The sequence below is a fragment of the Pseudomonas sp. Irchel 3H3 genome (genome assembly GCF_900187635.1).
In the GTDB taxonomy this organism is placed as follows: domain Bacteria; phylum Pseudomonadota; class Gammaproteobacteria; order Pseudomonadales; family Pseudomonadaceae; genus Aquipseudomonas.
In genome coordinates, this window is record NZ_FYEC01000025.1 from 13,734 (window position 1) to 36,959 (window position 23,226).

18 protein-coding genes are annotated in these 23,226 nt (G+C 64.1%); 12 read left to right on the forward strand and 6 right to left on the reverse strand.

The annotated features are described in order from the left end of the window. Positions 1 to 2: 2 nt before the first annotated feature. The 4 genes from CKW24_RS21840 to CKW24_RS21855 all read right to left on the reverse strand — a co-directional run bounded on the left by CKW24_RS21840 (position 3) and on the right by CKW24_RS21855 (position 4,544). Positions 3 to 494: a GNAT family N-acetyltransferase gene (locus tag CKW24_RS21840; RefSeq protein WP_095170247.1), complete on the reverse strand. Its 492-nt coding sequence runs from the start codon at positions 492 to 494 to the stop codon at positions 3 to 5. 136 nt (positions 495 to 630) lie between these two features. Then, positions 631 to 1,944: an FAD-binding oxidoreductase gene (locus CKW24_RS21845; RefSeq protein WP_095170248.1), complete on the reverse strand. Its 1,314-nt coding sequence runs from the start codon at positions 1,942 to 1,944 to the stop codon at positions 631 to 633. Further along, positions 1,941 to 3,029: a polyamine ABC transporter substrate-binding protein gene (locus tag CKW24_RS21850; RefSeq protein ID WP_095170249.1), complete on the reverse strand. Its 1,089-nt coding sequence runs from the start codon at positions 3,027 to 3,029 to the stop codon at positions 1,941 to 1,943. Before CKW24_RS21850 ends, CKW24_RS21845 begins: the two co-directional genes overlap by 4 nt. 156 nt (positions 3,030 to 3,185) lie before the next feature. After that, positions 3,186 to 4,544: a glutamine synthetase family protein gene (locus tag CKW24_RS21855; protein ID WP_095170250.1), complete on the reverse strand. Its 1,359-nt coding sequence runs from the start codon at positions 4,542 to 4,544 to the stop codon at positions 3,186 to 3,188. A gap of 162 nt (positions 4,545 to 4,706) precedes the next feature. On the opposite strand from CKW24_RS21855, the gene CKW24_RS21860 reads away from it, so the two are divergent. Continuing rightward, positions 4,707 to 5,639, forward strand: coding sequence for a helix-turn-helix domain-containing protein (locus CKW24_RS21860; RefSeq protein WP_095170251.1), 933 nt, complete (start codon positions 4,707 to 4,709; stop codon positions 5,637 to 5,639). Here CKW24_RS21860 and CKW24_RS21865 read toward each other — a convergent pair. Both CKW24_RS21865 and CKW24_RS21870 read right to left on the reverse strand, forming a co-directional pair. Next, positions 5,636 to 6,232, reverse strand: a complete 597-nt coding sequence (locus CKW24_RS21865) for a cupin domain-containing protein (RefSeq protein WP_095170252.1) — start codon at positions 6,230 to 6,232, stop codon at positions 5,636 to 5,638. The genes CKW24_RS21860 and CKW24_RS21865 overlap by 4 nt on opposite strands. Before the next feature lie 137 nt (positions 6,233 to 6,369). Beyond that, entirely contained in the window at positions 6,370 to 8,331 is a 1,962-nt protein-coding gene (locus CKW24_RS21870) for an FAD-dependent oxidoreductase (RefSeq protein ID WP_095170253.1), read from the reverse strand. A 216-nt stretch (positions 8,332 to 8,547) separates the two neighbouring features. On the opposite strand from CKW24_RS21870, the gene CKW24_RS21875 reads away from it, so the two are divergent. The 11 genes from CKW24_RS21875 to CKW24_RS21925 all read left to right on the forward strand — a co-directional run bounded on the left by CKW24_RS21875 (position 8,548) and on the right by CKW24_RS21925 (position 23,209). After that, complete coding sequence (locus tag CKW24_RS21875; RefSeq protein ID WP_095170254.1) at positions 8,548 to 9,591, forward strand: ABC transporter substrate-binding protein; 1,044 nt, start codon at positions 8,548 to 8,550, stop codon at positions 9,589 to 9,591. A gap of 71 nt (positions 9,592 to 9,662) precedes the next feature. Continuing rightward, the gene (locus CKW24_RS21880; protein ID WP_095170255.1) at positions 9,663 to 10,457 is read left to right on the forward strand and encodes a class II aldolase/adducin family protein; all 795 of its coding nucleotides are present in this window, start codon (positions 9,663 to 9,665) and stop codon (positions 10,455 to 10,457) included. Between the two features lie 100 nt (positions 10,458 to 10,557). Next, positions 10,558 to 11,205 (forward strand): TetR family transcriptional regulator C-terminal domain-containing protein, encoded by a 648-nt coding sequence (locus CKW24_RS21885; RefSeq protein ID WP_095170256.1) that lies wholly within the window; start codon positions 10,558 to 10,560, stop codon positions 11,203 to 11,205. A 92-nt stretch (positions 11,206 to 11,297) separates the two neighbouring features. Further along, positions 11,298 to 12,014: a response regulator gene (locus tag CKW24_RS21890; protein WP_095170257.1), complete on the forward strand. Its 717-nt coding sequence runs from the start codon at positions 11,298 to 11,300 to the stop codon at positions 12,012 to 12,014. A gap of 4 nt (positions 12,015 to 12,018) precedes the next feature. Then, entirely contained in the window at positions 12,019 to 12,792 is a 774-nt protein-coding gene (locus CKW24_RS21895; protein ID WP_095170258.1) for an ABC transporter substrate-binding protein, read from the forward strand. Beyond that, positions 12,789 to 15,050 (forward strand): ATP-binding protein, encoded by a 2,262-nt coding sequence (locus CKW24_RS21900; RefSeq protein ID WP_095170259.1) that lies wholly within the window; start codon positions 12,789 to 12,791, stop codon positions 15,048 to 15,050. The genes CKW24_RS21895 and CKW24_RS21900 overlap by 4 nt, the downstream gene beginning before the upstream one ends. Before the next feature lie 176 nt (positions 15,051 to 15,226). Next, on the forward strand, positions 15,227 to 16,639 hold the full coding sequence (locus CKW24_RS21905) for an amino acid permease (protein ID WP_095170296.1): 1,413 nt from the start codon (positions 15,227 to 15,229) through the stop codon (positions 16,637 to 16,639). Between the two features lie 841 nt (positions 16,640 to 17,480). Next, positions 17,481 to 18,272, forward strand: coding sequence for an enoyl-CoA hydratase/isomerase family protein (locus CKW24_RS21910; RefSeq protein ID WP_095170260.1), 792 nt, complete (start codon positions 17,481 to 17,483; stop codon positions 18,270 to 18,272). A 39-nt stretch (positions 18,273 to 18,311) separates the two neighbouring features. Further along, positions 18,312 to 19,472: an acyl-CoA dehydrogenase family protein gene (locus tag CKW24_RS21915; protein WP_095170261.1), complete on the forward strand. Its 1,161-nt coding sequence runs from the start codon at positions 18,312 to 18,314 to the stop codon at positions 19,470 to 19,472. Positions 19,473 to 19,491: 19 nt separating this feature from the next. Then, entirely contained in the window at positions 19,492 to 21,591 is a 2,100-nt protein-coding gene (locus CKW24_RS21920) for an acetate--CoA ligase family protein (protein ID WP_095170262.1), read from the forward strand. A gap of 10 nt (positions 21,592 to 21,601) precedes the next feature. Beyond that, positions 21,602 to 23,209 (forward strand): 5-guanidino-2-oxopentanoate decarboxylase, encoded by a 1,608-nt coding sequence (locus tag CKW24_RS21925; protein ID WP_095170263.1) that lies wholly within the window; start codon positions 21,602 to 21,604, stop codon positions 23,207 to 23,209. The last annotated feature ends 17 nt before the right edge of the window (positions 23,210 to 23,226 follow it).

Genomic DNA, 23,226 nt, shown 5'->3' on the forward strand with positions numbered 1-23,226 from the left:
CGTCAGGGGATGCGGAACTTGAACAAGGTGCAGGGGTAACCGTCCACCGGCAACCGGTGTTGACTCAGTTCGCTTGCACCCAGCGCCGGGATGACCTTGGCCCAGAACGCCTTGGCCGCGAGGTTGGCGTCCAGGTGGAAAACCTGCCAGCAGCCGGGAAACTGCTGCAGCAGGGCGTCTACCACATGGCGGCCAACGCCCTGGCCACGGTATCGACGGCTGACGAATAGATAGCTGATATTGAACGTCACCCCGGCCAGGTGTGCCGTATCGTCCACCGTGACAAAACCGGCCAATGCGCCATCCACCCGGATCAGGAAAGGCTGGGTGGCGGGCTTGCGCCAATAGTCGGGCGGCAGTTGCACATTGAACAGGCCGCGCTCGGCGAAGGTCAGCGGCAGCCATTCACTGAAGTCATAGAGGTAGAACTGCATCAGGTTCTCGATGCAGTCCAGCTCATCGCGCTGAGCGCGCAGCAGTTCGATGGCGGGCATGGGCCTTGGGTCCTAGCGAAGCGGTACCTGTGACCCTAGCGCACAATCAGCCAGGTGCTACCGCTATCGCGGGCAAGCCCGCTCCCACAGAGGCATCCCACATAGAGGTTCCAGCCAGAACAAGCAGGCCGGCCGGTCAGCTGACCATCTCTTTCAACCGATACCACGCCATGCCCAATGCCAGCAGCGGGGTGCGCAATGCGCGGCCACCGGGGAAGGTCAGGTGCGGCACTGCGCTGAACACGTCGAAGCCCTGGCTGTGTCCGGCGTGGATCGCTTCGCCCAGCAGGCGTGCGCACCAGTGGGTGACGTTCAAGCCGTGGCCGGAGTAGCCCTGGGCGTAATATACGTTCGGGTGCGCCGATAGACGGCCGATCTGCGGAAAACGGTTGGCGGAAATCCCGATGCGCCCACCCCATTGATAGTCGATGCGCACATCGGCCAACTGCGGGAGGACCTTGAGCATCTGTGGGCGCATGTAGGCGCTGATGTCCGCCGGGTCCCGCCCGGAATAATGGCAGGCACCACCAAACAACAAGCGCCGGTCGGCCGATAACCGGTAATAGTCCAGGCCGACTTTCTGGTCACACAGCGCCAGGTTCTGCGGGATCAACTGATCCGCCGCCTGCTGCGACAGCGGTTCGGTGGCGATGATGTAGCTGCCGGCGGGCAGGACCTTGCCGCTGAGCTTGGGCTCCAGCTCCTCTAGGTGAGCGTTGCAGGCCAGCACCAGTGTGCCGGCGCGTACCGAGCCGCTGGCACAGCGGACTTTGACCGTACTGCCGTGAACGATCTCCAGCACCGGGCTGTGCTCGAAGATCCGTACCCCCAGGGACTCGGCCACCTGTGCCTCGCCGAGGACCAGGTTCAGCGGGTGCAGATGCCCCGACCCCATGTCCACCAGCCCCCCGGCGTAGACCTTGGAATTGACCACCTGGTCGATGTCCTGCGCCGCCACGAGCCGGGTCTCGTGGGCATAACCCTGGGCCTGGAGGCTCTGTTGCTCAGCCTTGAACGCGGCAAACTGCGCCGCGGTGTTGGCCAGTTCGCAAAAGCCCCAGCGCAGATCACAGTCGATGCCGTGCTGGCGGATACGCTCGGCCACCACCTGCACCGACTCGATCCCCGCGCGCTCCAGGTAACGCACGCCGTCCTCGCCGACGTAGCGGGCAAATCCCGAGACGTCATGGCCGACGCCGCGGATCAGTTGTCCGCCGTTGCGCCCGCTGGCGCCCCAGCCGATCCGCCGAGCCTCCAGCAGGATCACCGAGAGCCCGCGCTGGGCCAGTTCGATGGCGGTATTGACCCCGGTAAAACCGCCGCCGATCACACAGACGTCGGCCTCCAGGTCCGCGCTCAGCGCCGGGCGTTGGCGCATGCCCTTGGCGCTGGCCGCGTAGTAGGAGCGGGCGTGCTCGGTGTCCGGGTTGAATTGAGTGGCCTGGTTCATTTGTTGGACTTCACTTTGCTCCACGAGCGAGTCATCAGGCGCATGATTTCTGGCGTCGGGGTGGTGGAAATGTAGAGTTTGTCGAGCACCGCCTGGGGCGGGTAGACCTCCGGGTTGTTTACCAGCTCGGCATCCATGAACGGCTTGGCGGCCGGGTTCGGGTTTGCGTAGCCGACGGTGGCGCTGACCTTGGCAATGACCTCGGGGTCCAGCAGGTAGTTGATGAACTCGTAGGCTTGCTTGGGGTTGCCGGCATCGGCCGGTATCGCCAGCAGGTCGAACCACAGGTTGCTGCCTTCCTTGGGGATGGCGTAGGCGATGTTCACCCCGTTCTTCGCTTCCTTGGCCCGGTTGGCGGCCTGGAACACGTCGCCGGAGTAGCCGAAAGCGATGCAGATATCACCGTTGGCCAGGTCCGAGACGTACTTGGAGGAATGGAAATAGGTGATGTAGGGCCGAATGGTCAGCAGCTTGGCTTCGGCCTTTTTGTAGTCTTCGACTTTTTCGCTGCGCGGGTCCATGCCCATGTAGTTGAGGATGGCCGGGTACACTTCATCGGCCGAATCCATCATCGACACGCCGCACTGGCTGAGCTTTTTCAGGTTCTCGGGTTCGAACATCACCGCCCACGAGTCGATATGGTCAACTCCCAGTACCTGCTTGATCTTGTCGACGTTGTAACCGATGCCGTTGGTGCCCCACAGGTAGGGCACCGAGTGTGCGTTGCCGGGGTCGTTCTTTTCCAGCAGGGTCAAGAGTTTCGGGTCGAGGTTCTTCCAGTTCGGCAATTGCTCGCGATCGAGCTTGAGGAAGGCCCCGGCCTTCACCTGGCGTGCCAGGAAGTGGTTGGACGGCACCACTACGTCGTAGCCGGTACGCCCGGCGAGCAGCTTGCCTTCCAGGGTTTCATTGGAGTCGAACACGTCATAGATGACCTTGACCGAGGTCTTGGCGGTGAAGTCGGCGAGGGTGGTTTCGCCGATGTAGTCGGTCCAGTTGTACACGCTGACGCTGGGCTGCGCATGGGCAACGGCACTGCACAACAGCGCCAGGGCAACGGGAACCACGGATTTCATAAGACGCATTCGACACCTCTTGGAATAATTGTTTTCGATGTACAGGACCCAATGTAGGAGCGAGCTTGCTCGCGATGACGTCAGATCAGTCGACATCAGCTTGAGGATCAGCTCCCCATCGCGAGCAAGCGGAGCGCCGCCCGGCCCGCTCCCACAGTCCCGGTATCAGACGCTCAGCAGCAGGAACTCGCGCTCCCAGGAGCTGATCACGCGCTTGAAGTTTTCATGTTCGGCGCGTTTCACCGCGACGTAGCCGCGCACGAACTTGCTGCCCAGGTAGCTTTCAATGGTCGGGCAGTTCTCCATGTGCGCCAGGGCGTCTTCGATGGTGATCGGCAGGCGCAGGTTGCGTCGTTCGTAGGCCCGGCCCTCGACGCCGGCGCTCGGTTCGACTCGTTCGACCATGCCCAGGTAACCGCACAACAGGCTGGCCGCGATCGCCAGGTAGGGGTTGGCATCGGCGCCGGGCAAGCGGTTTTCCACGCGCATCGCGTCCGGGCTCGAGGTCGGCACCCGCAGGCCAACGGTGCGGTTTTCCACGCCCCATTCGACGTTCACTGGCGCCGAGGTGTCCGGCAGGAAGCGCCGGAACGAGTTGACGTTGGGGGCGAACATCGGCAACAGCTTGGGAATGTACTTCTGCAAGCCGCCGATATGGTGCAGGAACAGTTCGCTCATGCTCCCGTCTTCATTGGCGAAGATTGGCTTGCCGGTGGCGATCTCGACCACGCTCTGGTGCAGGTGCATGGCGCTGCCTGGCTCATCGCCGATCGGCTTGGCCATGAAGGTGGCGGTGACGTTGTGCTTGAGCGCCGCTTCGCGCAGGGTGCGCTTGAACACGGTGATCTGGTCGGCCAGGTCCAGTGCGTCGCCATGCCGGAAGTTGATTTCCATCTGCGCCGGGCCGTCTTCATGGATCAGCGTGTCAAGGTCCAGGCCCTGGGCTTCGCACCAGTCGTAGACATCTTCGAACAGTGGATCAAATTCGTTGGCGGCATCGATGGAAAACGACTGCCGACCGCTTTCGGCACGGCCCGAACGGCCCAGTGGCGCCTTGAGTGGCAAGTCTGGGTCTTCGCAGCGTTGGGTCAGGTAGAACTCCATTTCCGGGGCCACGATCGGCTTCCAGCCTTTGTCGGTGTACAGCTGCAGGATTTTCTTGAGCACGTTGCGCGGCGACAGTTCGATCGGGTTGCCGAACTTGTCGAAGGTGTCGTGGATCACGATCGCAGTGGGCTCGATGGCCCATGGAATCACGTACACCGCGTCGGACACCGGCTTGCACACCATGTCGATGTCGGCCGGGTCGAGCAGGTCGTAGTAGACGTCGTCGTCGACAAAGTCCCCGGTTACCGTTTGCAACAGCACACTTTCCGGCAGGCGCATGCCTCGCTCATGCAGGAACTTGTTGGTGGGCGCTATCTTGCCGCGAGCGATACCGGTCAGGTCAGTGACCACGCATTCGACTTCGGTAATCTTGTGATCTTTCAGCCAGGTGGAGAGCTGATCGAAAGGGGCGTTCATAAAGACCTCGTTATTGGTTTTATCCGCGCCAGAGTCAGGCTTGCTGTGCACAGAGACTTCCCCTGTAGCGCGTTGACGACTATCTTGGGCCAGCGTTACGGTTCCATCTATCCACTTTCAGCAGCCATCAAGCGCACCAAAAGAGTGCGCTCGGATCTCCCCATGACAGCGTCAAATCCCTTGCATGTGCAGGCTTTCAACACCGCAGACGTCGCCGACCAGATACGCGCGACCCCTGGGTGGGTGCAGCACTACCAGCAGATGTCGCCCGGGCACTTCGCCGGCCTGGTGCGCTATCTGGACTTGCAGGGGGTAGAGATTTACGAGGAATGCATGAACACCCGGGTCGAGCAGAATTTCAGCGCGCCACCGGGGGCCTTGGCGTTCTGTTTCGATCGCAGCGACAACGCGCTCTACGTGCTCAACGGCGAAAGCCGCAACATCTGGATCACCCCGGAGAACTACCAGGAAGTGGCCGTGGTCTTCGGCCCGCAGTTCCTGCAGCGCCATGGCGTTAGCATCGAACGCCTGGAAGGCCTGTTCATGGCGCCGCTCAACTCGCAGCAGAACGCGCTGTTCAGCCGCTGGCTCAGCGGAACGCTGACCCGGCTGTCCGAAGCCATCGACCCGCCAAGCCGGGAAGCCCTGACCCAGCAACTGCTGGACGACTGCCTGTTCATCCTCGACAACGCCTGCGTCTGCCTCGACCAGGGTGCATTGCAGCGCCGGGCAGGGGAGCGGGTGCTCATGAAACGGGTGGGCGAGTGGGCAGCCGATACCCCGGAAGAACAGCTCAACCTGCTGCAGTTGTCCCAGGTCGCCGGGGTTTCCCTGCGCCAGTTGCAACACGCCTTCAAGACCTACACCGGCATGGCCCCGACCCAATGGCTGCGCTTGCGCCGCCTCAACAGCGCCCGCCGCGAACTGCTCGGCAGCCACCCCGGCCAGACCACCGTGGCCGAAGTGGCGATGCACTGGTCATTCTGGCACCTGGGACGTTTTTCCAGCAGCTACCGGGCACTGTTCAAGGAACTGCCGAGCGACACCCTCAAGCGTGCGGGGACTACAGCAACCAGTGGGCGCGTGCGGCGTTAAAACGTCGGCGGAGTAATCACCCAGATCACCACCGCATCCACTTCGCCAGGGTTGCCGTAGCGGTGTGGTTCCTGGCTGGAGAAGCTGAAGCTGTCGCCTTCGCTGAGCTGGAAATGCCGATCGCCGACCCACAGCTCGAAGCTGCCGCACAGCAGGTAGCCAGCTTCTTCGCCGTCGTGGCTGTAGCTTTGCTGGCTGTACGTGCCGGGTGGGAAGCGCGAGTGGAGCATTTCCAGTTGGCGGTTGGGTTGGGGGGTGAGCAGGTGGTCGACGATGCCGTCTTCGTAGTGCACGCTCAGGCGGCTGTTCTTGCGCACCACCACGCCCTGGTCTTCGGGGGCCGTGGGCACTTCGCTGGCGAAGAACCACTGGATGGTCACGCCCAGGCTACGGGCGATGTTGAACAGCGCCGGGATCGACGGGTAGGCGAGGTTGCGTTCCAGTTGGCTGATGTAGCCGGCGGTCAACTCACTCAACTGCGCCAGCTGCGCCAGGGTCATGCCCCGGCGTTTGCGCAGGCCGCGAATCCGCGTGCCGAGGAAATGCGGCGCAGCGCTGCCGATGTCGGGCGCAGGCGTGTTGCTGTTGCTCATGGCGAATTCCAGACCGGGAGGGGCTTGAGCGCGGGCCGTGTAGGAGCGAGCAAGCCGCAAGCGGGCACTCGCTCCTACAGTTAAAAGCGGGAATTTGCGCCCAAGCCAAAACCTAAAGTCCCGGAGTATAAACAGGCTTAAAGCTCCCAGGCGACTTTCAGGCCTTCGTAGATGGCTTCTTCGGCGGTGCGCGGTGCCAGGCAGTCGCCGATCCGGCGAAACTCCACCAGCCCTTGCAGTTCGGCACCGAGGGTATCCACCGGTTGGTGACCCTGGCACAACACCAGGGTGTCGATGTTCTCCAGCAGCATTGGCTCGCCACTGGCGGTGTGTTGCAGGTACACCGTGTTGTCGTCGCAGCCATAGAGCCGGGCATATGGGGTGATCGGGATGCCGAGCTTATGCAGTTCGCCGGCCAGTTGGTCACGCACGTACAGCGGCAGGTTTTCCCCGCAATGAGTGCCATTGACCACCAACTGGACCTGATGCCCAGCCCGCACCAGGCGCTCGGCGATACCTGGGCCGATCCAGTCGCAGCGCCAGTCCACCACTACCACCGAACGGCCGATCGGCACCTCGTCCTTGAGCACCTGCCAGGCGTCGACCACCTGCAATTCACCGCCACGCTCGAAGTTTGGCCAATAAGGTTCGGCCCCGGTCGCAACGATCACCAGGTCCGGCTGTTCGCGCTCCACCAGTGCCCGGTCGACCCGGGTGTTGCGCACCACGCGGACCCCGGCCAACTGCATCTCGCGCTGCAGGTTGGTGCTGGCTCCGCCGAACTCGGCGCGGCGCGGCAGCAGTTGGGCCAACAGCACCTGGCCGCCGAGTTGCGAGCTCGCTTCGTACAGGGTCACCTCGTGCCCGCGCTGGGCGGCCACCGCTGCCGCCTTCATTCCGGCCGGGCCACCGCCGGCGATCATGATGCGCTTGCGCCGAGTCGCTGGCGCGCGTTGGCTGTAGATCAGTTCGCGCCCGGTTTCCGGGTGCTGGATGCAGGAAATCGGCAATCCCTTGTGGAAGTGCCCGATGCACGCCTGGTTGCAGGCGATGCACGCGCGCACGTCTTCGGCACGCCCGGCGTCGGTCTTGTTGGGCATTTGCGGGTCGCAGATCAGCGCCCGGGTCATGCCGCAGACATCGGCCTGGCCCCGGGCCAGGATCAGTTCGGCCTCCTGGGGCTGGTTGATCCGGCCAGTGACGAACAGTGGAATCTTCAGGCCAGCTTTGAAGGTCCCGGCTTCTTTGGCCAGGTACGCCGCTTCGATGGCCATCGGCGGCACGATGTGCACTGCACCGCCCAGCGAGGCCGAGGTGCCGGCGACGATGTGTACGTAGTCCAGCCGGGCTTGCAGCGCTTGCACACTGGCCAGGGACTCATCTTCGCTCAAGCCTTCGGGGTCACGCTCGTCCGCGGAAATCCGCAGGCCGATGATGAACTGCTCATCGGTGCTGGCGCGCACCGCCGCGATCACTTCCCGCAGGAAGCGCAGGCGTTGTTCGAGGTCTCCGTTGTAGTGATCGGTGCGTCGGTTGACCCGGGGGTTGATGAACTGCGCGGGCAGGTAACCATGGCTGGCGACCACCTCGACCCCGTCGATCCCGGCCTGATGCAGGCGACGAGCGGCCGCCGCATAACCGGCGACGATCTCATCGATCATCGCCTGGTCCAGCGCCCGTGGCATCACCCGGAAGCGCTCGTTAGGCACCGCAGAGGCGGAGTAGGCCACGGCCAGCAGACCGTCGCTGGACTCCATGATTTCCCGCCCCGGGTGGAAAATCTGCGACAGCACCAGGGTGCCATGCTCGTGGCATGTCCGCGCCAGCTCACGGTAACCCTCGATGCAGGCGTCGTCCGTGGCCATCAGCACATGGGAGGTGTAGCGCGCACTGTCGTGGACCCCGGCCACCTGCAGCACGATCAGCCCGACACCGCCTTCGGCGCGTGCCCGGTGATAGGCGATCAGTTGCGCGTTGACCAGGTTGTCGGTCGGCATCGAGGTGTCGTGCCCGCTGGACATGATGCGGTTTTTCAGGCGTTTGCCGCGGATCTGCAAGGGCTCGAACAGATGGGCAAAGGCGGGGGACGAGGTCGGCATGGTGCGCTTACTCCAGGCAGGCTGAAGCCGAAAGGCCGTGCTTCGGCGTTGTTATTATTGCCCTATAGAAATTTACCGGCAGTAAAAAATCAACTTGTTTTTTTACTAAGGCTTGCAGTACTTTCATTTGGCGCCCGCTCCTGGGGCGAACCTCACAACAATAAAAATGGGTCACGCCGGCCTTGCTCCGGGTGGCACCTGCACGAGGACTGCTAGATGAAAGCCAATAGACTCAAGCTCGCTCGTTATCCCTTGCTGTTGTCCCTGGCCATGGGCAGCGTTCAGGCGGCGCCGGACATGGTGGTGGTCGGATACGGCGGCGCCGGACAGAAAGCCCAGGACGTGGCGTTTTTCCAGCCCTTCAGCGCGCAGGACCAGAGCAAATTGATCCAGAGCGAATACAACGGCGAAATGGCCCGGATCAAGGTGATGGTCGACACCGGCAACGTCGATTGGGACGTGGTGCAGATCGAAGGCCCGGACCTGATGCGCGGCTGCGAAGAGGGTATGTACGAACGCCTGGACTGGACGCAACTGGGGCATGCCGCACAATTAATTCCCGAGGCCGCGCAGGAGTGCGGTTCCGCCGCGTTGGTGTGGAGCGTGGCGATTGCCTATGACACCGACAAGCTGGCCCAGGCCCCGGCCTCATGGGCGGATTTCTGGAACGTGGAGAAAATCCCCGGCAAGCGCGGCCTGCGCAAACGCGCGGTGTACAACCTGGAGTTCGCCTTGCTGGCCGACGGGGTCAAGGTCGAGGACGTCTACCAGGTCCTGGGCACTCCTGAAGGGGTCAACCGCGCCTTCGCCAAGCTGACCGAACTCAAGCCCCATATCCAGTGGTGGGAAGCCGGCGCACAACCGGCACAATGGCTGGCCGCCGGCGACGTGGTCATGACCTCGACCTACAGCGGGCGGATTGCCGCCGCCGCCCAGGGCGGCAGTCACCTGGGTCTGGTCTGGCCGGGCAGCCTGTACGGCATGGACTACTGGGCGATCATCAAGGGCTCCCGGCATGTCGATCAGGCCAAGCGGTTTATCGCCTTCACCAATCAGCCCGATGCCCAGGTCAAGTACGTGCAGCAGATTCCCTACGGTCCGACCAATACCGAGGCCGCGGCACGCCTGGATCAGTCGCTCGCGCGCTGGGTGCCGACCGCGCCGCAGAACCTCAAGGGTGCGCTGTCGATGGACGTCGGCTTCTGGGTCGATCACGGCGAAGAACTGGAAGAGCGTTTCAACGCCTGGGCCAGCAAATAAGCCGCGCGGCTGGACGCTTGCCCCGTCCAGCCTTACTGTCTGCCCAGCCATCTGCCTGGAGAACCTCGCCAATGAAGCAATTTGTCAGCCACCCTGATGCGCCGGTCGAGCGCAGCGCCACCGAGCAGCGCCTGCGTGAAGAGTTGGCGGCGTGCTATCGCTTGATCGCGCACTTTCGCATGACCGATCTGATCTTCACCCATATCTCGGTGCGCCTGCCTGGGCCGGAGCACCACTTCCTGATCAACCCCTACGGCTTGATGTTCGATGAAATCAGCGCCTCCAACCTGGTGAAAATCGACCTTGACGGACATGCCGTAGAGCCGTCGCAATACCCGGTCAACCCGGCGGGTTTTGTCATCCACAGTGCGATCCACGGCGCCCGTGACGACGCCCAGTGCGTGCTGCACACCCACACCCGCGCCGGTTGTGCGGTGGCGGCCTTGAAGTGCGGGCTGTTGCCGGTCAATCAGATTTCCATGGAGTTCTACGGCCGGGTCGCCTACCACGACTACGAAGGCGTGGCGCTGGACCTCAGCGAGCAGCAGCGCCTGGTGCACGACCTGGCGGACAAGCCGGTGTTGATGTTGCGCAACCATGGCCTGTTGACCGTGGGCGCCACCGTGGGCCAGGCGTTCTTGCGCATGTATTACCTGGAAAAGGCCTGCGAGATCCAACTGGCGGCCCAGGCCTGTGGCGAATTGCTGCTGCCGCCCCACGAGGTCTGCGCGCACACCGAGCGCCAGTTCAACGACCCCGGCCGGCCCCTGGAAGAGGGCCAGTTGAGCGATCCGGATGCCATGCAACTGGCCTGGGCGGCGATGTTGCGCCTGCTCGAACGCATTGCCCCAGGCTATCGTGACTGAACGCGGTTGAGGCTGGAGACTGGGCGCACTCTTGCTGTACAGTCGTTCAACGCAGGGGCGGTGCAGGGCCCCAATGATCGATCCAAGGAGAGAGTCGCCCATGAGTCAGGAAGCCCGTTTTTCACGCATGGAGCCAGAGCTGCGCAAGGCCAATCTGATCGAGGCGACCCTGGTGTGCCTCAAGCGCCATGGCTTCCAGGGCGCATCGATTCGCAAGATCTGCGCTGAGGCCGGGGTCTCGGTGGGGCTGATCAGCCACCACTACTCGGGCAAGGACGAGCTGGTGGCCGAAGCCTACATGGCGATCACCGGGAGGGTCATGACTTTGCTGCGCGAGGCCATGGAGCAGGCCGCGCCGACTGCGCGGGAGCGATTGTCGGCGTTCTTTCGTGGCTCGTTTTCCGCCGAACTGCTGGACCCGCAACTGATCGATGCCTGGCTGGCGTTCTGGGGCGCGGTGAAAACCGCCGAGGCAATCAACCTGGCCCACGAACAGTCTTACGGCGAATACCGCGGCATCTTGCGCAAGGTGCTGGCCGAGCTGGCCCAGGAGGAGGGCTGGGAACACTTCGACGCCGACCTCGCGGCCATTGGCCTGAGCGCCTTGCTCGATGGCCTGTGGCTGGAGTCCGGACTCAACCCCGGGACCTTCAGCCCGGAGCAGGGCATGCAGATCTGTGAAGCCTGGGTCGATGGGCTCCAGGCCGGCGGGCGCCAGCGTTTCTGCGTGCCGACCGGCAGCTGTTGATCGATCGTTCAGCAGAGGCTAGGATCAGCCGCTGAAACGCAAAACCACTCTAATAAGAAACACGCCTTCGGGCACACGCAGGACTTCAAGCGATGACTCCTCGGGTACTGATCGTCGACGACGATCCGCTGATTCGCGAACTGCTGCACGCCTACCTGTCCCAGGAAGGGTACGCGGTCCACTGCGCCGAAACGGCGGAGGCCGCGGATACCTTCCTCGCCAGCCAAGCGGTCGACCTGGTGATGCTCGACATCCGCCTGCCAGGCAAGGACGGCCTGACCCTGACCCGCGAACTGCGGGTGCGCTCGGAAGTGGGGATCATCCTGATCACCGGCCGCAACGACGAAATCGACCGTATCGTCGGCCTGGAGTGCGGCGCCGATGACTATGTGATCAAGCCGCTGAACCCCCGGGAACTGGTGTCCCGGGCGAAAAACCTGATTCGCCGGGTGCGTCATGCCCAAGCCCCCCAGCCACTCGCCGCCGCGGCCAAGCCGGTCAAGCAATTCGCTGCCTGGGCCCTGGATACCGATCGCCGGCGCCTGATCGATGACGCCGGCAACGAGACCCTGCTGACCCACGGCGAATACCAGTTGCTCAGCGTGTTCCTGCGCAACAGCGGCCACACCCTGAGCCGCGACCAGTTGATGGACCAGATCCGCAACCGCGAGTGGGTGCCCAACGACCGCTCGATCGACGTGCTGGTGGGGCGCTTGCGGCGCAAGTTGCATGACGACCCGGCCGAGCCGCAGTTGATCATTACCATTCACGGCGCCGGTTACCTGTTTACCGCCAGTGTGGCGGCCTGAGGCGATGGTGCGCACCCTCGGGCTGTTACTGATGCTCGGCGCCGGCACCGCCATGGCTGCCGAGAAGGTCCGCTATTGCGATTACCCGGTGTACCCACCGATCTCCTGGAGTGACGGCAAGCAGGTTCGCGGCCTGGCCCCGAGCGTGGTCAAGCACCTGTTCGGCGCGCTGGGCTATGAGGTCGAGACCGTGGTGCTGGGCAACTGGAAACGCTGCCTGCTGGACGCCGCCGAGGGTCGGGTCGACGTGGTGCTGGCCTACAGCACTGCGCAACGCGAGCAAAGCCTGGTGTTTTCCCGGGTGCCGGTGCTGCGCGAGGACGTCGCGGTGTTCATCAATCGGCAGCACCCGGTGCGCTTCGAGCGCCTCGAAGACCTCGCCCGGTACCGCGGCGGCCTGCTGTTCGGGGAAAGCTATGGAGTGGATTTCGACCGGTTGGTGGCTCGCAGCAACAATATCGAATGGGTCTCCAACAGTGAGCAGAACTTCGGCAAGTTGATTCGCGGGCGCATCGACTTCATCACCCAGGAGCGGCGCACCGGAGAGTTGTACGTCGAACACCTGAAAGGCGCCGAGGACATCGTCGCTTTGCCACAGCCCTTGAGCGTCGACTACCTGCGGATCGCGGTGTCGCGGCGCTCGGCGTTGGCCAGCCAGATGCCGCAGATCGATGCCCAGTTGCAGCGCATGGTCGAGGCCGGCGACATCGAACGCTGGCTCAACGAAAGCGAAGTCACCTACCGCGACATGGTCAGCCTGCCGGCGGACGCGCAATGATCCGCGCCCGGCCCGGTGGATTGTTGCGACGCCTGCTGCTATTCATCCTGTTGTTCAGCCTGTGTTTTACCGTGCTCGCCAGCACCGTGCAGCTGTACTTCGAGTACCGCCGCGAGATGCGTGACATCGACTCGCGCATGGAGCTGATTCGCGCCGGTTACCTGGCCAGTCTGGAACGCAGCCTGTGGGACCTCAACCAGGAGCAGTTGAATGTCCAGCTTCGGGGCCTGGTGGATTTCTCCGACGTGGCGCGGGTGCGCCTGAGCAGCCCGGACTTCGAATTGTTGCAGGGCAATCCGCAGCCGCTCGGGCCTTTGCGCATCGAGCGCTTCGAACTGGATTACCAGCCGCCTTCCGGGGAAAAACGTCACCTGGGGCAACTCGAAGTCAGCACTGACCTGGGGGCCGTGCACCAGCGGCTGTACGCCACTGGCTTGACCAGCCTGCTGTGGATGAGTGTGTTTCTCTGCGGCCTGGCGGTGGCGCTGTCCGGATTGTTCTACCGTCTGGTGACCCGCCACCTGCAAGTGATGGCCGGGTTCGCCCGGCGAATCGCTGCCGGCGAGTGGCAGGAACCCTTGCGCCTGGACAAGAGCCGCAGTGGCATCCCGGATGAAATCGACACCGTGGCCCACGCCCTGGACGACATGCGCCGGGCGATCCTCAGTGACATCGACCGCCGCGAATCCGACCGCCTGGCCCTGCAGCACAACCGCGATGACCTGCTGCGCATGGTCGAACGGCGTACCGCCAGCCTGATGCGCGCCAAGGACGAAGCCGAGGCGGCCAACCTCGCCAAGTCGCGGTTCCTGGCGACCATGAGCCACGAATTGCGCACGCCGCTCAATGGCATCCTTGGCATGGCGCAACTGCTGCGCAGCCCGCGCCTGGACGAACTCGACGGCAAACGCCTGGATGCCCTGCACAAGGCCGGTGAAGGTTTGCTGACCATTCTTAACGAGGTACTGTACTTCGCGCGCTTGGAGGAGGGCGAAACCCACCTGGAGCCGGTGAATTTTTCCTTGCGCCAACTGCTGGATGAGGTACTGACCCTGCTCGAACCCCGGGCGCTGGACAACCGCACGCGCCTGCATTGCCTGATCGACCCGCAGCTGGCGCCACGCCAGTTGGCGGCCGAACAGTTCCTGCGCCAGGTGCTGAGCAACCTGCTGGCCAACGCCATCAAGTTCACCGAGGGCGGTGAGGTCAGTGTGCTGGTGATGCTGCTGGCGCCGACACCGGGGCTCGACGGGCAACGCGTGCGGGTCAGCATTACCGACAACGGCATCGGCATTGACCCGGCCATGCAGGAAAAGATCTTCGAGCGTTTCACCCAGGCCAGTGAGGAAGTGGCGCAACGTTTTGGCGGCACCGGGCTGGGCCTGGCGATCTGCAAACACCTGGTGCAGAAAATGGGCGGCAGCATCGGGGTCGACAGCCAGCCGGGACGTGGCAGTTGCTTCTGGTTCGAGCTGACACTGGCGCCGGCGGGCGAGTTGGTCGATGAACCCGTCGAGCAGGCCAGCGGCCCGGCGCTGAAGATCCTGGTGGTCGAAGATGTGGCGCTCAACCGTGAGGTGGTCAGCGGCTTGCTGCAACAGGACGGGCACCAGGTCTGGCTCGCGGAGGAGGGCCAGCAGGGATTGGCCGAGTGCGCCGCCCAGGCGTTTGATTTGATCCTGCTGGACGTGCACCTGCCGGGGATCAGCGGCGTCGAACTGTGCCGGCAGATCCGTGGCGGTGTCGGGCCGAACCGCGCCACGCGGATTTTCGCCCTGACCGCCAGCGTACAACCGGCACTCGTGCGCGGCTATCTGGATGCCGGGATGGACGGCATCCTCGCCAAGCCGCTGAAACTGGCCGAGCTGCGCGCGGTCCTGGCGGGGCAGACGCCGTCGGCCGAACCCGCAACGCAGGACGGGGCCATGGACTGGCCGCTGTTGGATACCCATCGCACATTGCTCGGCGAACAGAAGGTGCTGGGGCTGCTGAGCGTGCTGCGCACCTCGATCATCCAGCACCGTGGGACCCTGGCGGAAGCCATCGCGGCCGAAGACTGCACCGAGGTCGCGCACCTGGCCCATCGCCTGGCCGGCAGCAGTGACTCCCTGGGTTTCCGCGCCCTGGCCCAGATGTTGCGGGCGCTGGAAGACGCGGCGCTGGGCAACGCCGAATCCGCCCTGCGTGACCTCGCACCCCAGGTCGATGCCCAGCTCCACGAAGCCCTGCAGACCCTCAAAGGCCTGTTGCAGAGCTGACGTACAAATCTGTTACGACTTTCTACAACTTCGATCTTTACCGTCAACGCGAACTTACATGGCCTTCCAATAATCGGGGCAACCGCCACAGCGCGGTCTTCGAAGCTTATTGGAGATAATAATAATGAATGGCCGTAAAGCTGATCCCGTCCACCTCACTCGCCTGGGGTGCTGACATGACGCAAACCACTGAACGTACAGGCATCCACCTGACCCGCGCCCTTAAAAGCCGGCACATTTTCATGTTGTCGCTGGGCGGCGTGATCGGCACCGGGCTGTTCATGGGCTCCGGCGTGACCATCAATCAGGGCGGCCCGGTGGGCGCGATCCTGGCATACCTGGTGGCAGGTTTCCTGATGTACCTGGTGATGGTCTGCCTGGGCGAATTGTCGGTGCAGATGCCGGTGTCGGGGTCGTTCCAGACCCACGCCACCAAGTTCATCGGCCCGGCCACCGGCTTCATGATCGGCTGGGTGTACTGGATGAGCTGGGCCACCACCGTAGGCCTGGAATTTACTGCCGCCGGCATGCTGATGGTGCGCTGGTTCCCTGAAGTACCGATCTGGTACTGGTCGGCGCTGTTCGTGGTGGTGCTGTTCGGCCTCAACGCCCTGGCCACCCGAGCCTTCGGCGAAGCCGAGTACTGGTTCTCGGGGATCAAGGTCGCGGCGATCCTGGGTTTTATCGTGGTCGGCGTGCTGGTGATCTTCGGCGCGATCCCGCTGAGCAGCGGTGCCCCGGCACCGGGCATGAGCAACCTGATCGGCGACTCAGTGTTTCCCAACGGCCTGTCAGCGGTGTTCGCCGTGATGATGACCGTGGTCTACGCCTTTCAGGGCTGCGAAATCATGGGGGTGGCAGCGGGTGAGACCGACCAGCCGGAAAAGAGCATTCCGCGAGCCGTGCGCAACGTGGTGTTCCGCGTGCTGATTTTCTACGTGCTGGCGATCATTGTGCTGTCCGCCATCGTTCCGTGGCAGCAGGCAGGCCTGATGGAGAGCCCGTTCGTGCAGGTGTTCGACATGGTCGGTATCCCCTACGCCGCGGACCTGATGAACTTCGTGATCCTCACCGCGATCCTCTCGGTGGGCAACTCCGGCCTCTACGCCTCGACCCGGATCCTCTGGGCCATGTCCAAGACCGGCATGGCGCCGAAAAGCCTGTCGCCCCTGAGCAAACGCGGCGTGCCACTGCGCGCCCTGAGCATCACCCTGTGTTTTGCCCTGGTGTCGCTGATGACCAGCTTCGTCGCCGCCGACACCCTGTTCATGGTGCTGATGGCCGTCAGCGGGATGTCCGGTACCGTGACCTGGATCGTCATCGCCCTGGCCCAATACAAATTCCGCAAGGCCTACCTGCGTGATGGCGGCAAGCTCGAAGACCTGAAATACCGCGCCCCGTGGTTCCCGGTGCTGCCGCTGGTGTGCATCGCCCTGTGCTGCTCGTTGTTCGTCTTCCTGGCCCTGGACCCAACCCAACGCCCATCGCTGTACTGGGGCTTCGGCTTCATTGCCCTGTGCTACAGCGCCTACTTCCTGATCCACCGCAAGCGGCAGGGCGTCCTGGCCCCGCAACTGCCTACCGCATAACCCCGCACTCACAGGTCCCGGCATACACCAGACCCTGTGGGAGCGAGCGCCCGCTTGCGGCTTGCTCGCGATGGTCGTCAACGATGACGCACACTGCCTGATGCACCGCGCCGTCCTTGCGACCATCGCTGGCAAGCCAGCTCCCACAGGTTCCTGCATACACCAGACCCTGTGGGAGCGAGCTTGCTCGCGATGGTCGTCAACGTTGACGCGCACAACCTGATGCCCCGCACCGTCCTTGCAACCATCGCTGGCAAGCCAGCTCCCACAGGTCCCTGCATACACCAGACCCTGTAGGAGCGAGCTTGCTCGCGATGGTCGTCAACGATGACGCACTCTGCCTGATGCACCGCGCCGTCCTTGCGACCATCGCTGGCAAGCCAGCTCCCACAGGTCCCTGCATGCACCCCATCCACTAATGTAGGAGCGAGCCTGCTCGCGATGGTCGTCAACGATGACGCACACTGCCTGATGCACCACGCCGTCCTTGCGATCATCGCTGGCAAGCCAGCTCCCACAGGTTCCTGCATACACCAGACCCTGTAGGAGCGAGCCTGCTCGCGATGGTCGCCAACGATAACGCGCACAACCTGATGCACCGCGCCGTCCTTGCGCTGGCAAGCCAGCCCCCACAGATGCTGTCATCAGTTGTGCAAAGTTGTAACAGCGCGATCTCCAGCTAACCGCCACCAACAAACAAACCCTTTAAATACAACAAGATATAAACGATCAACCGCTGTTACAGCGGATTTCCCCAACGATTGCCGCCTTGTTGAACACTCGTTTAGTATGGCCTCAAGTCGCAGCACCTCAGGCCAAACACAATAATTCGAGGATTCCCATGACTACTGATTCTGCCGTGCTCTGCCAGGTTGAAGCCGGCGTTGCCTGGATCACCCTCAATCGCACCGCCCAGCGCAACGCGCTCGACATTCCGACCCTGAAATACCTGCACGCTTTGCTCGATGGCTACAACGCCGACCCGCAGGTGCGGGTGGTGGTGTTGACCGGCAGTGGCCGCAGTTTCTGCGCCGGTGCCGACCTCGATGAATGGGCGGCCGCCGAGGCCCGGGGGGCCCTGGAAAGCTACGGCTGGACCGAAACCGCCCATGCCTTGATGAACCGCCTGTACAGCCTGGAAAAGCCCACCATCGCCGCCATCAACGGCACCGCCGTGGGCGCCGGGATGGATCTGACCCTGTGCTGCGACCTGCGCATTGCCGGGCAATCGGCGCGCTTCAAGGCCGGCTACACCAGCATGGCTTACTCGCCCGATGCCGGTGCCAGCTGGCACTTGCCGCGCCTGATTGGCAGTGAGCAGGCCAAGCGCCTGTTGTTCCTCGACGAGCTGTGGGGCAGCGAACGGGCCCTGGCCACGGGGCTGGTGGGCGAAGTCTGCGCCGACGAGCAACTGCACAGCGTCACCGCGCAACTGGCGACGCGCCTGGCCAATGGGCCGACCTTTGCCTTCGCCCAGGCCAAGCAGCTCATGCGTGAAGGCGCTGACCGTTGCCTGGCGCAACAACTCCAGGCCGAACTGGCCGCTGGCCTGCTGTGCGGGCGCAGTGAAGACGCCAGCGAAGCCCTGCGCGCCTTCGCCGAGAAACGCCCGGCGCGGTTTATCGGACGCTAACGCCCCACCTCATTCAGCACACGAACAACAGGTAGCAGCATGAATTTCCAACTGACCCAAGAACAAGAAATGTTGGTGGACGCCGTACGCAGCTTTGTCACCAAGGAACTGCTGCCCTATGAAGAGGCGGTGGACCGCGCCGACGAAGTCTCGCCCGAGCTGGCGGCGCAGATTCGCGGCAAGGCGATCGCCGCCGGCTTCTATGCGTTCAACATGCCGGAAGAGGTGGGCGGTGGCGGTCTGGACTACCTGTCCCAGGCGCTGATCGAGCGGGAGCTGTCCAAGGTCTCCTGGGCGCTGCACGTGTTCGTCGCACGTCCCTCGAAGATCCTCATGGCGTGCACCGGCCAGCAGATCAACGACTATCTGTTGCCGTGCATCCAGGGCGAAAAAATCGACTGCTTCGCCCTCACCGAACCGGGTGCCGGCTCCGATGCCAACTCGATCAAGACCCGCGCGGTACGGGACGGCGACGACTTCGTGCTGAACGGCAGCAAGCACTTCATCAGCCACGCCGGACACGCCGACTTCGCCATCGTGTTTGCCGTGACCGACACCTACGAGCATAACGGCCGTACGCGCAACGCCGTGACTTCGTTCCTGGTCGACCGCAATACCCCGGGCATGACCATCCGCCGCGGCCCGAAATGCGTGAGCAACCGTGGCTACCACACCTACGAGATGTTCTTCGACGACTGCCGCGTGCCAGCCTCCAAGGTGCTGGGTGAAGTCGGCAAGGGCTGGGACGTGGCCAATGCCTGGCTGACCGCCGGGCGGGTGATGGTTGCCGCCAACTGTGTCGGCCAGGCGCAGCGGGCGCTGGACGTCTCGCTGCAATGGGCCGCAGACCGCAAGCAGTTTGGCCAGCCGATCGGCACCTACCAGGGTATCTCGTTCAAGTTGGCGGACATGGCCACGCAGATCCGTGCGGCCGAGTTGTTGACCCTGCACACCGCCTGGAAGATGGACCAGGGCAGCATGACCGATGGCGAAGCCGGCATGGCCAAGCTGTTCGCCAGCGAAACCCTGGGCAAGGTCGCCGACGAGGCGGTGCAGATCTTCGGTGGCATGGGCTTGATGGATGAGTGTGTGGTCGAGCGCATCTGGCGCAACGCACGGATCGAGCGGGTCTGGGAAGGCACCTCGGAAATCCAGCGGCACATCATTTCCCGCGAACTGCTGCGGCCGCTGCTGCGCTGATCGGTCCCGGAGAACCCCCATGTCCCTGACGATTCGAGACAACCTCAAGCGCCTGCTCGCCCCACGCCACGTTGCGTTTGTCGGCGGGCGCAGCATGGCCCGCGCCCTCAAGCGCTGCGCCGAAGGCGGATATGCCGGCCAGATGTGGCTGGTCAACCCGCAACACGACGAACTGGAAGGCGTGCCGTGCGTCCGCCAGATCAGCGATCTGCCCTGTGGGCCGGACGCGGTGTTCATTGCCACCAACCGTGAACTGACCCTGACCTGCGTCCGCGAACTGGCCGCCAAGGGCGCGGGCGGGGCGATCTGCTACGCCTCCGGTTTTGCCGAGACCGGCGCCGAGGGCCAGGCCCTGCAACAGCAACTGCTCGAGGCCGCCGGCGACATGGCCTTGCTCGGTCCCAACTGCTATGGCTTGCTCGACTACCTGCACAGCTGCGCGCTGTGGCCGGTGGCCCATGGCGGCAAGGCGGTGGAGCGGGGCGTGGCCGTGCTGACCCAGAGTGGCAATTTCGCCTACAACCTGTCGATGAGCGACCGCTCGCTGCCGGTGGCCTACATGGCGTCGGTGGGCAACCAGGCGCAACTGGGCGTGGCGGAGTTGATGGACGTGTTGCTCGACGAACCGCGAGTCACCGCCATCGGCCTGCACCTGGAAGGTCTGAAGAACGTCCCGGCCTTTGCCCGTGCCGCGCACAAGGCGCTGGAGCAGGGCATCCCGGTGATCGTCCTGAAAACCGGGGTGTCGCAGATCGGCGCCGAATTGGCGCTCAGTCACACCAGCTCGCTGTCCGGTTCCGATGCCCTGTACGACGCGCTGTTTGCGCGCCTGGGGGTGATTCGGGTGAGTGGCCCGGTGAGCTTCGTCGAGACCCTGAAGGCGGCGGCCTGCGGTCGCTTGCCAACGGGCAACAGCCTGATTGCGCTGGCCTGTTCCGGCGGCGATGCCGGGCTGATTGCCGACTACGCCGAACGTAACGACCTGCGCCTGCCCAAACTCGACGCGGGGCAAACCGCCGAGCTGGCGCAGGTCCTGCCCAGCTACGCCAACCTGGTCAATCCGCTGGACTTCACCACCGCCATCTGGGGCGATGGCGAGGCCCTCAACCGGATGCTCGACAGCGCGCTGCGCACCGAAGCCGACGCGGCCATGCTGGTGCTCGATTACCCCGCCCAGTTCACCGGCGAGCGCAAGGAGTGCGACCTGTTGCTGGAGCTGTACTGCCAGGCACTGGTGCGCCACGGCAAGACTGGCTTCGTCACCTCGGCTTTTCCCGAGCTGCTGCCGGCCCATGCCCGCGAGCGCTTGCATGCCCAGGGCGTAGCTGCTTTGCAAGGAGTGGAAGACGGCCTGGCCGCCTGGGGCCGGATCGCCGGTTACCAGGCTAACCGCCAGGCGTTGCTGGCCCTGGGTGAATCGGCGTTGCTGCCGCTCTGTCCGCAGCCGCTGGCGGGGACGGGCCGGCTGCTCAATGAATGGGACTCCAAGCAGGCGCTGCGGGCCTTTGGCCTGCCGGTACCGAATGGCGTGCGCAGTAGCGTTGCGCAGGCCCTCGAGGATGCCCAACGCCTGGGTTACCCCTTGGTGCTCAAGGCGCTCAGCGCCGAGTTGCCGCACAAGACCGAGGCCGGGGCCGTGGCGCTCAACCTCAAGGACGCCGCCGCCTTGACTGCCGCCCTGAGCAACATGGCGACCAGCATTGGCGCCTACGCCCCTGGCGTGGTCTTCGATCAGGTGCTGCTGGAACCCATGGCCAGCGCGCCGCTGGCGGAGTTGATTGTCGGCATCAAGCGCGAAAACGACTTTTGCCTGGCGCTGGTGATCGGTGCCGGTGGGGTCCTGGTGGAATTGCTCAAGGACAGTCGCAGCCTGCTGCTACCGACCACCGAGGGGGCGATTCGCAATGCCCTGCTGAGTTTGCGCAGTGCCGCCTTGCTCCAGGGCTTTCGTGGCCGTGCGCCGGCGGACCTCGAGGCACTGGTGGCCGCGATCCGCGCGGTGGCCGACTACGCCTGCGAAAACGCCGGTCAGTTGCTGGAACTCGATGTAAACCCATTGTTGGTCGGTGCCCACGGCACGACCGCGGTCGATGCGTTGATTCGCCTCGGCCATGCGTGAGGATAAACACATGCACACCACACCATTGACCGGTGGCCAGGCCCTGGTTCGCCTGCTGGCCAACTACGGGGTCGACACCGTGTTCGGCATTCCCGGGGTACACACCCTGGAGCTCTATCGCGGCTTGCCCGGCAGCGGCATCCGCCACGTCCTGACCCGGCATGAGCAAGGCGCCAGCTTCATGGCCGACGGCTACGCGCGGGTCAGCGGCAAACCGGGAGTCTGCTTCATCATCACCGGCCCCGGGGTAACCAATGCCGCCACCGGTATCGGCCAGGCCTATGCCGACTCGATCCCGATGCTGGTGATCTCCAGCGTCAACCACACCGCCAGCCTCGGCAAGGGCTGGGGCTGCCTGCACGAAACCCAGGACCAACGCGCCATGACGGCGCCGATTACCGCGTTCTCGGCCGTCGCCTTGAGCACGGACGACCTGCCGCAATTGATTGCCCGCGCCTACGCGGTGTTCGACAGCGAGCGGCCGCGCCCGGTGCACATTTCCGTGCCGCTGGACGTCTTGTCGGCGCCGGTGTCCCGCGACTGGAGCCAGGACGTGGTGGTGCGGCCCGGACGTGGCGCCGCGTGCGCCAGCGCCCTGGACCAGGCGGTGAGCAAATTGAACGCTGCCAAACGGCCGATGATCATCGCCGGAGGCGGCGCCCTGGACGCAAGCGCGCAACTGCAGCAACTCAGCACCAGGCTGGCCGCGCCACTGTTCACCAGTGTCGCCGGCAAGGGTCTGTTGCCGCCGCAGGCAGCACTCAACGCCGGCTCGTCGTTGTGCGTGGAGCCGGGCTGGCAGTTGATCGCCGAGGCGGACGTGGTGCTGGCAGTGGGCACGGAGATGGCCGACACCGATTTCTGGCGCGAGCGCTTGCCGTTGAATGCCGAGCTGCTGCGAGTCGATATCGACCCCCGCAAGTTCAACGACTTCTACCCCTGTGCCGTGGCTTTGCACGGCGATGCTCGACAAACCCTGGACGGCTTGCTCGAACGCCTGCCATCCGGCCCGCGCGACGCCAGCGCGGCGATTGCCGCCGTCGCCGCCTTGCGCGAAGCGGTGCAGGCCGGTCACGGCCCATTGCAGTCGATCCACCAGGCGATTTTGCAGCGCATTGGCGCCGAACTGCCGGACAACGCCTTTATCAGCACCGACATGACCCAACTGGCCTACACCGGCAACTACGCCTTCGCCAGCCTGGCCCCGCGCAGTTGGTTGCACCCCACAGGCTACGGCACCCTGGGGTATGGCTTGCCCGCCGGGATCGGCGCCAAGTTCGGCGCACCGCAGCGTCCGGGCCTGGTGCTGGTGGGCGACGGTGGATTCCTCTACACCGCCCAGGAACTGGCGACCGCCGTCGAGGAACTGGACAGCCCGCTGGTGGTGCTGCTGTGGAACAACGACGCCCTGGGCCAGATCCGCGACGACATGCTGAGCCTGGACATCGAGCCGATCGGCGTGCTGCCGCGCAATCCGGACTTTGCCGCCCTCGGCCGAGCATTCGGCTGCACCGTCAGCCAGCCGCAGAGCCTGGCCGAGTTGCAGACCGATTTGCGCCACGGCTTCAAACGCAACGGCGTCACCCTGATCGAGCTCAAGCATGCCTGCGCTCATTGACTTGATGGTTTGTTTGA